At 76.5% G+C, this 9,082-nt stretch carries 6 protein-coding genes and 1 tRNA gene; 6 read left to right on the top strand and 1 reads right to left on the bottom strand.

Annotated features, from left to right (window positions below):
• The 4 genes from NWP10_RS08810 to treZ all read left to right on the top strand — a co-directional run.
• Nucleotides 1-1,014 (top strand): aldo/keto reductase (locus NWP10_RS08810; protein WP_258300622.1); only part of this gene is annotated, 1,014 nt, incomplete at its 5' end.
• Between the two features lie 66 nt (nucleotides 1,015-1,080).
• Nucleotides 1,081-1,539, top strand: a complete 459-nt coding sequence (locus tag NWP10_RS08805) for a hypothetical protein (RefSeq protein ID WP_017488965.1) — start codon at nucleotides 1,081-1,083, stop codon at nucleotides 1,537-1,539.
• Nucleotides 1,540-1,639: 100 nt separating this feature from the next.
• Nucleotides 1,640-4,111 carry a malto-oligosyltrehalose synthase gene (gene treY / locus NWP10_RS08800; protein WP_258300620.1) on the top strand — a complete coding sequence of 824 codons (2,472 nt, stop codon included), beginning with the start codon at nucleotides 1,640-1,642 and terminating at the stop codon, nucleotides 4,109-4,111.
• Entirely contained in the window at nucleotides 4,108-6,072 is a 1,965-nt protein-coding gene (gene treZ / locus NWP10_RS08795; RefSeq protein ID WP_258300619.1) for a malto-oligosyltrehalose trehalohydrolase, read from the top strand. The genes treY and treZ overlap by 4 nt, the downstream gene beginning before the upstream one ends.
• 61 nt (nucleotides 6,073-6,133) lie before the next feature.
• Here treZ and NWP10_RS08790 read toward each other — a convergent pair whose 3' ends face one another.
• Nucleotides 6,134-7,435: a DUF4032 domain-containing protein gene (locus NWP10_RS08790; protein ID WP_258300616.1), complete on the bottom strand. Its 1,302-nt coding sequence runs from the start codon at nucleotides 7,433-7,435 to the stop codon at nucleotides 6,134-6,136.
• A 114-nt stretch (nucleotides 7,436-7,549) separates the two neighbouring features.
• Here NWP10_RS08790 and NWP10_RS08785 point away from each other — a divergent pair, with 114 nt between their 5' ends.
• Both NWP10_RS08785 and NWP10_RS08780 read left to right on the top strand, forming a co-directional pair.
• The gene (locus NWP10_RS08785; RefSeq protein ID WP_258300615.1) at nucleotides 7,550-8,422 is read left to right on the top strand and encodes a DsbA family protein; all 873 of its coding nucleotides are present in this window, start codon (nucleotides 7,550-7,552) and stop codon (nucleotides 8,420-8,422) included.
• Nucleotides 8,423-8,542: 120 nt separating this feature from the next.
• Nucleotides 8,543-8,616: transfer RNA gene (locus NWP10_RS08780), tRNA-Thr, on the top strand.
• The last annotated feature ends 466 nt before the right edge of the window (nucleotides 8,617-9,082 follow it).

Genomic DNA, 9,082 nt, shown 5'->3' with positions numbered 1-9,082 from the left:
CCCCTCGACCCCGCGCCGGCCTCCGCCGGCCCGATCGTCCTCGGCACCATGGCCTGGGGTGCGGCCCCCGCCCCGGCCCCGGGGGAGGGGCCGGCCCTGCTCGCGCCCGCCGGGCCGGAGCACGCGGAGGCCGCCCGCGAGCGGGCCCGCGGTGCCCTGCGCGCCGGCATCGACGCCGGGGTCGACCTGCTGGACACGGCGGACATCTACGGGGCCGGCGTGTCCGAGGAGACCGTGGGGGCGCTGCTGCACGAGCTGCCCTATGAGGAGCGCTCCGCGCTGAAGGTGCAGACCAAGTGCGGGATCGTGCTGGACGAGGTGGACGCCGACGGGCGGCCGATGGTGCGCTACGACTCCTCGCCCGAGTACGTGCGCGCCCGCCTCGAGGGCTCGCTCGCCCGCCTCGGGGAGCTGCGCGTGGACACCCTGGTGATCCACCGTCCGGACGTGCTCACGCCGGTGGCGGACACCGTGCGCGCCTTCCTCGACGCGCGAGAGGAGGGGCTGGTGGGCAAGCTCGGCGTCTCCAACCTCGGCGTGGGCCGGACGCTCGAGTTCCAGCGCGAGCTGGCCGCCCAGTCCGCCGACGGCACCGGCCTGGCGTGCGTGCAGGTCGAGCTCGGCCTGCACCACCGCACCCTCGTGGAGTCGGTGATCCTGGCCAACCATCCGAGCGCCGCCGCGGACGCGGACGTCGCGGACCTCGGCCGCGTGTGCGCGGCGGAGGGGATCGAGCTGCAGGCCTGGGGGTCCCTGGGCCAGGGCCGCTTCTCCTCCGGCGACGACGGCGCGGCCGGCGTCGTGGGCGAGGTCGCCCGGGAGCTGGACACCAGCCGCGAGGCCGTGGTGCTGGCGTGGCTGCTGCGCCTGCCCTGGGGCGTGCGGCCCGTCATCGGGTCCCAGGACCCCGGGCGGATCGCGGCCTGCGCGGACGCCGCGGCCGCGGCGGAGGCCATGGACTCCGCCCAGTGGCACCGGCTGTGGACCGCCGCGCGGGGTGCCCCGCTGCCGTGACGACCCGGCCCCGGTGACGACCCCGCTGCCGTGCCGACCTCGGTGTGGGCTGTGCCACACTGGGGCATGGCCTTCGAGCGCGTCGACCTCACCACCCCCTGGATCGCCTACTGGGCCGCCCTGCTGGCCCTCGTGATCGGCGCGGCGCTGCTGGCCGCCGGGGTCTGGCGGGAGCGCCGGCATCGGCGCCACGCCGCCGCCCACGGGCGCAACACGGAGGTGGACGTCCTGGACAACACCCGGCTCCAGCGCCGGGTGGGCGTCGTGGGCCTCGTGGCCGCCGTCGTGCTGGCGGGCGTGGGCGTCTGGACCCACCTGGCCGGGCTGGACGCGCTGCGCCAGAACCTCACCGCCAAGTACGGCTACACCGACGTCGAGCGGATCCGCCAGTCCGGCACGGGGTTCATCATCGACCTCACGCAGCCCGACGGGACCGTGCTGAAGGACGAGATGGTCCTGGTCGACCCCTCGGGCGAGCCCTTCATCGGGGACGACATCTTCATCGACGTCATCGGCGGGGCCTGACGGGGCGGGCCCCGAGGGCCGGGCTCGCGCGCGCCGGCCCCGCGGCGGGGCCGTCCGTCGGCCCTGATGCGGCGTCCGGGGCCTCTGCTAGCGTCGCCGAGTGAGCACTTCGACCGAGCGCCCCGTCCCCTCCTCGACCTACCGGCTCCAGGTCGGGCCGGACCTGCCCCTGGAGTCCGTGGCCGGGCTCGTGCCCTACCTGCGGCGTCTCGGCGTGGGCTGGCTCTACCTCTCCCCGATCCTCGAGGCCGAGCCTGGGTCGGACCACGGGTACGACGTGGTGGACCCCACCCGGCTGGACGCGGCCCGCGGGGGCGCCGAGGGTCTCGAAGCCGTCGCCCGCGCGGCGCGGGAGGCCGGCCTCGGCGTGCTCGTGGACATCGTGCCCAACCACGTGGGCGTGGCGACCCCCGAGGCGAACCCCGCCTGGTGGGACCTGCTCACGCACGGCTCCGAGGCGGCGCACGCCCCCTGGTTCGACGTGGACTGGACCGCCGGGGAGGGCCGGGTGCTCCTGCCCGTCCTCGGCGACGGCCCCGACGGCGAGGCCGAGGCCGAGCTGGACCGGCTCGTGGTGGAGACCGGCGACGACGGCGGGCGGCTGCGCCACTGGGACACGCGCTACCCGCTGGCGCCCGGCTCCCTCGCGGCCGCCGAGGAGGAGACCGGGCTGCGCGCCGCGGACGTCTTCGCCGGGGCCGATCCCGCGGACGAGCCGACCCCCGAGCGCGCGCGCCTGGCCCGCGCGGTGCACGCCCGCCAGCACTACCGGCTCATCGGCTGGCGCCGCGGGGACGCCGAGCTGAACTACCGCCGCTTCTTCACCGTCACCACCCTCGCCGGGGTGCGGGTGGAGGACCCGGAGGTCTTCGACGCCGTCCACGCCGAGCCCGCCCGCTGGGTCCGCGAGGGCCTCGTCCAGGGGCTGCGCGTGGACCACCCGGACGGCCTGGCCGACCCTGCCGGCTATGTGCGGCGCCTGCGCTCGCACGTGCTGCCCGAGGGGTACCTCGTGGTGGAGAAGATCCTCGAGCCCGGCGAGGAGCTGCCCGCCGACTGGGACGTGGACGGCACCACCGGCTACGACGCCCTGGGCGAGGTCGAGCGCGTCTTCATGCACCCCGTCGCGGCCGGCGGCCCGGACGAGGACGAGCGCCGTCGTCGCGACTGGGACGAGGTGGTGGCCGAGGCCAAGCGGGACGTGGCCACCGGCTCTCTCGCCGCCGAGACCGCCCGCCTGGTCCGCGAGGTCCGCGGCGTGCACGCGCTCGGCGCCCACGCGGACGCGGACGTGGCCGCCGCGTTCGCCGCCGTCCTCTCCCGGCTGCCCGTGTACCGCACGTACCTGCCCGTCGGCCTTGCCGTGCTCGAGCGCGCGCTCGCGGACGCGGGCGAGGCCGAGCCGGCCCTCGCGCCCGTGCTGGCGGACCTCGGCCCCGAGCTCGCGGACCCCGACTCCCCGGTGGCCCGCCGCTTCCAGCAGACCTCCGGCATGGTGATGGCCAAGGGCGTGGAGGACCGCTCGTTCTATCGCTGGACCCGCTGGGCCAACCTCAACGAGGTCGGCGGGGACCCCGCGCACGTGCAGCTGTCCCTCGACGCGTTCCACGCGGCGCAGCAGGTCCGCCAGGCCGCATGGCCCACCGCCATGACCGCCCTGAGCACGCACGACACCAAGCGCGGTGAGGACGTCCGCGCCCGGATCGCGGTCCTCGCCGAGGAGCCCGAGCGCTGGGCGGGGGAGCTGGCGGGGCTGCGCGCCCTGCACCCGCTCGGGGACGAGGGCGCCGAGCGCCTGCTGTGGGAGTCGATCGTGGGCGTGTGGCCCACGGACGGCACCGCCCCCTCGACCGAGCGGATCCTGGGCTTCCTGCAGAAGGCATCCCGGGAGGCGGCCCTGTCCACCACCTGGACGGACCAGGACCCGGAGTTCGAGGGCCGCCTCGAGGATCTCGCCCGCGCCGTCACCGCACCGGACAGCCCCGCGCGCGGCGCCGTGCAGGCGGTCGCGGACCGCATCGCCGAGCCCGGCCTCGTGGTCCAGCTCGGCCACAAGCTCGTCCAGCTCGCCGCCCCCGGCGTGCCGGACGTCTACCAGGGCACCGAGCTGCCCGTGCCCTCCCTCGTGGACCCGGACAACCGCCGCCCCGTGGACTTCCACGCCCGCGCCGACCTGCTGGACCGCCTCGACGCCGGCCATGTGCCCGGCCTGGACGACGCCGACGCCGCCAAGCTCGCCGTCGTCGCCGCCGTGCTGCGCGCCCGGCGGGACCGGCCCGAGCTGTTCACCCGGCATCGCCGGCTCGACGTCTCCGGCCCGGCCGCCGAGCACGCGGTGGCCTTCGACCGCGGCGGTGCCCTCGCCGTGGCCACCCGCTGGCCCGTGCACCTCGCCGCGGCCGGCGGCTGGGGCGAGACCGTGGTGACCCTGCCGCCGGGACGCTGGGAGGACGCCGTCACCGGCCGCCCCGTGCACCCCGACGCCCGCGGCGCCGTCCGCCTCGACGAGCTGCTGAGCACCCTGCCCGTCGCCCTGCTCGTCCCCGCCCGCGCCGAGGAGGCCACCCCGTGACCCGCACCCGACCCGACTCCGACACCGCCGGCCTGCGCCCCCTCGGCGAGGACCGCGTGGACCCCGCGGCGGCCGAGCGGGCCGCCGTCGACGCGGCCCGCGCCACCCCCTACGCCGTGTGGGCGCCCGACGCCGAGACCGTGGAGCTCGTCCTCGTCACCGCCGAGCCGGGCGCCCTCCACGACGCCGAGGACCGGTGGCCCGCCGCCGCCGTCGTGGCCATGGACCCCGCCGCCGGCGGCTGGTGGACGCCGGTCGAGGATCCGCTCGCCGCGCTCGGCCTCGACACCGCGGCCGACGACGCCGACCCCGGCTACGGCTACCGGGTGGACGGGTCCGACCCCGTTCCGGACCCCCGCTCCCGCCGCCAGCCGGACACCGTCCACGGGCCCTCGCGCCGCGACGTCGCCAGGCAGGCCTTCGCATGGCCGGACGATGACCGCACCGGGCAGGCGGACCCCGCCGAGCCCCAGGGCGGCGGGCTGCGCGGGGCCGTGCTGTACGAGATGCACGTGGGCACCTTCACCGCCGAGGGCACCCTGGACTCCGCGATCGAGCGCCTGCCGCACCTGGCGGACCTCGGGATCACCCACGTGGAGCTGCTGCCCGTGAACTCCTTCTCCGGGCCCCGGAACTGGGGCTACGACGGCGTGGCCTGGTCCGCCGTCGACGAGTCCTACGGCGGGCCCGCCGCCTACCGCCGCTTCGTGGCCGCCGCGCACGCCGCCGGCCTGGGCGTGGTGCAGGACGTGGTCCACAACCACCTCGGCCCCTCCGGCAACTACCTGCCCGTGTTCGGGCCCTACCTGGGCCCCGGCGGCACCGGCTGGGGCGACGGCCTGAACCTGGACGCCGCCCACTCGGACGAGGTGCGCCGCCTCGTGCTGGACAACGTGCGCTTCTGGCTCGAGGACATGCGCGTGGACGGCCTGCGCCTGGACGCCGTCCACGCGCTGCGCGACGGCCGCGCCGTGCACCTGCTCGAGGAGATGGCCGCGCTCGCGGACGAGGTGGCCGCCCGCACCGGCCGGCCGGTGCCGCTCATGGCGGAGTCCGACCTCAACGACCCACGCCTCGTGCTGCCGCGCGAGGCCGGCGGGCTCGGCCTGGCCGCCGCCTGGAACGACGACGTCCACCACGCCCTGCACGTGGCCGCCACCGGGGAGACGCACGGCTACTACGCGGACTTCGCTCCGCTCGAGGCGGTCGCGAAGGTCATGGAGCGCACGTACTTCCACGACGGCACCCGCTCGACCTTCCGCGGCCGCGACCACGGCCGGCCCGTGCCGGACCACGTGCCCAACCACGCGTGGGTGGCGAGCATCCAGAACCACGACCAGGTGGGCAACCGGGCCGCGGGCGACCGCACGTCCGCGGTGCTCTCGGAGGGCTCGCTCGCCGCCGAGGCGGCCCTGCTCCTGGCAGGCCCGCACGTGCCGATGCTGTTCATGGGGGAGGAGTTCGCCGCCGCCACGCCGTGGCCATTCTTCACCTCCTTCCGCGAGGAGGAGCTCGGGGAGGCCGTCCGCCAGGGCCGCCGGCGCGAGTTCGCCGCCCACGGCTGGGACCCGGCGCAGGTGCCGGACCCGCAGGACCCGGCCACGCGGGACTCCGCCGTGCTGGACTGGTCCGAGACCGAGGGGGACGGGCGCGGCGCCCGCGTCCTGGCGGCCTACCGCACGCTGATCGGGCTGCGGCGCACCCTGCCCCAGCTCACCGACCCCCGCCGCGACCGGGTGCGCGCCGAGGTGGACGCCCCGCGCCGCCACGTGCGCCTCACGCGCGCCGGCGAGGAGGCCGACGTCGTGCTGCTCGCGGCACTGGGCGAGGAGCCGCTGCCCGTGCCCGCGGACCTGGCCGGCGCCGAGCTGCTCGCCGGCCACGGCGACGACGGCCCGCTCGCCCCCGGGCAGGCCCCGGCGGCGGTCCCGGCGCCCGGCTTCCTGCTGCTGCGCCGCTGAGCCGGGCCCCGTCCGGTCTCCGGCCCGCGGCGCGTCCCGCCGCCTGTCCGGTGGCCGGGGCTCAGGCCTCGTCCGCGGGCGGGACCGTGCGCAGCATCGTGGTGGTGGGGTGCAGGGCCACGGCGTCCTCGTCCCGGCGGGCGCGCAGCACGGTGTCCACGTAGGAGTCCACGGCCTCCTCCAGGGGGACCGCCTGCCCGCGGGCCTCGGAGAGGTACCAGCGGTGCTCGAGGAGCTGGTGCATCACCTCGGCGGGCTCGAGCTTGGCGCGCAGCTCGAGGGGGACGGAGCGCACCACGGGGTCGAAGACCTCCACCACCCACCGGTGGGCGGCGCCCTCCAAGTCCAGGAAGGGGTCCCAGGAGCGGCGGGCGGCCTCGATGTCCACGAGCAGGCGCCGGGCCTGGTTCTCCTGGACCTGCAGGCCGGTGAGCCGGGTGAGGCGGCGGCGGTGGTAGCCGGCGTGGACCTCCACGGGCGCCGCGAGCATCATCCCCGGGGCGTCGGCGGCGCGCAGGGAGTACTCCGCGAGCTCGAAGCCGAGCTCCTGCAGGCGGCGCACGCGGCGGTCCAGCCGCCACGGCTCGGCGCGGGGGAACAGCAGCGGCCCGGTGAGCTCGTCCCACAGGCGGCGGTAGGCGTCCACGAACAGCTCGGGCGTGGCGGCCGGGTCCACGTCCGGGTCCAGCAGGCCGCTGGCCTGCAGGTCCAGCAGCTCCCCGCCCACGTTCACGGCGGCCACGTCCAGGTCGTGCTCGCGCTGGCCGGCGGAGAGGCGCTCGCGCAGCTCGCCCGTCTCCGCATCCACGAGATGCGCGGCGAAGCCGCCGGCGTCGCGCCGGAACAGCACGTTGGACAGGGAGACGTCGCCCCAGAAGAACCCCTCGAGGTGCAGCTCCACGAGCAGGGTGGCCAGGGCGTCCATGAGCCGGACCAGGGTGCGGCGCTCGAGCCGCTCGGAGAACACGGCCCGGTACGGCAGGGAGAAGTGCAGGTGACGGGTCACGAGGGCGGCCGGCAGCGGCTCGCCGCGGCCGTCCGTGCGCCCGGTGACCACGGCCACCGGCACCACCGACGGCGCCGGGCCGCCCTCGAGGCGGCGCAGCAGCCGGTACTCCCGGAACGCCAGGTCCTCGGTGGTCTCCTTCACGGCCACGACGCCGCCGCCCACACGGGCGAAGCGCACCACGTGGCGGGAGATGCCGCGCGGCAGCGCGGCCAGCACGTCCTCGGGCCAGTCCTCGAGGGCGGTGGACCACGGCAGGGCGAGCAGCGCCGTCGCCGGGTCCTCGGAGGCGTCCCCGGAGGGGGCGCCCGTGACGGTCAGCCGGTCGTCGGGGGAGGGGGTCTCGACGGTGTCCACGGTCACGATTCTTTCAGACAGGGCCGCTATGCTCGCCTCGCGCGGCGCGCCTGCCGCCCTCACCTCCGGGTCCGCTCCCTCGGCCCCGGACCGCCCGCCCCACGAGGAGGACCCTTGGCCCGGAACACGTCAGGCTCGCACACCTCGGCGACGGACGCCCGTGCGCGTGCCCGCCAGATCCAGGAGCAGCAGCGCAAGAAGGACGGCCGCCGCCGCACCGCCGTGATCTGGGGCTCCGTGCTCGCCGCGATCCTGGTGATCGGCCTGATCGTGGCCTTCGCCCTGAACCGCGGCGGCGACGAGCCCGCCGCGGCCGGCCCCATCCCCGCCGCCGCCAACAAGCAGGGCGGCATCGAGCTGACCTCCGCCACCGCGCTGGCCGAGGGCGCCGGCGCCCGTGAGGTGGACGTCTCGACGGTCGAGGTGCCGGAGCAGGGCGCCGCCCAGCAGCCGGAGACCATCCCGGCCGCCGAGGCCCCGGCCGAGGGCGAGCCCTCCGAGATCGTGCTGTACGCCGACTTCAACTGCGTGCACTGCGCCGACTTCGAGACCTCCAACGCCGCCCAGATCGAGCAGTGGCTCGAGGCCGGCGAGGTCACGGTCGAGTACCGCATGGTCGACTTCCTCAGCGCGCCCAACAACCAGAACTACTCGGCGCGCGCCGCCAACGCCGCCTACTGCGTGGCGGACCAGAAGCCCGAGGCCTACAGCGGCTTCGTCACCGCCCTGTTCGGGACCTACCACGAGCACGGCGGCAAGGGCATCGACAACGCCGCGCTGACCCAGCTGGCCCGAGACAACGGCGCGGACATCGCCTCCTGCGTGGAAGACGGCACCTTCCGCTCCGCCGTGGAGCACACCACCCGCCAGGCCCAGGCGGCCGGTGTGGGCGGCACCCCCACCGTGTTCATGGACGGCGAGAACTGGGCCATCGGCGGCCCGGACCAGTCGTTCCAGGAGTGGGCGCAGTCCAAGATCTCCGGCTGACCGCGGTTCGACACGCGCGGGGCGCCTCCACCACGGAGGCGCCCCGCCGCGTCTGCAGGGCTTGTACCCTGGGGACGGTCGGCCCGAGCCCCGGAGGGGGCCTCGCCCGCCGGCCCGCCCGCCTCCTTAGCTCAGCTGGCCAGAGCAGCTGCCTTGTAAACAGCAGGTCGCCGGTTCGAATCCGGCAGGGGGCTCCGCGCACGCCCCGCGTGCCCGACGGCGCCGCACGCCTCCGCGAGGAGGGTGCGGCGCCGTCGTCGTCCCGGGGCGTCCCTCGACGGGAGCGGGCCGCGTCCCCGGGCTGTGGCTGCACCGGCCGGGCGGAGGCCTTTGCAGACGCGGCGCACAGGAACTGGGGGCCGGCTGTGTGCCCGGCGGCACCATCGGCCAGCCGCCTCTGGCGGATCCGCCAGAGATGCGTGGACCATCCGGCAGACTTCGACCGCGGGCCTCGTGGCCGCCGGGCCGCGACCCTACTGTGAGGTCAGTCACCCGGACCCGAGTCCCTCGGATGTCCCGAAGCCGGTGGCCCAGACCTCCGAGGAGATCAACAGTGAAGTCCTCCGTGCAGCACAGCACCCGCCGTCGCGTCGGCGCCCTCCTGGCCGGCGCCGTCCTCGCCGGCGGCGCCCTGACCAGCTCGCCCGCGTTCGCCGCCCC

The organism is Micrococcus sp. HG099, assembly GCF_024723355.1.
GTDB classification, from domain to species: domain Bacteria; phylum Actinomycetota; class Actinomycetes; order Actinomycetales; family Micrococcaceae; genus Micrococcus; species Micrococcus endophyticus.
Note: the sequence above shows the minus strand (reverse complement) of the source record. Positions and strands in the feature narration are given on the sequence as shown.

What these genes read in the sequence shown, in the direction of transcription:
- NWP10_RS08805 (WP_017488965.1), top strand. Translation starts at nt 1,081, where the DNA reads ATGGCCTTCGAGCGCGTCGACCTCACCACCCCCTGGATCGCCTACTGG.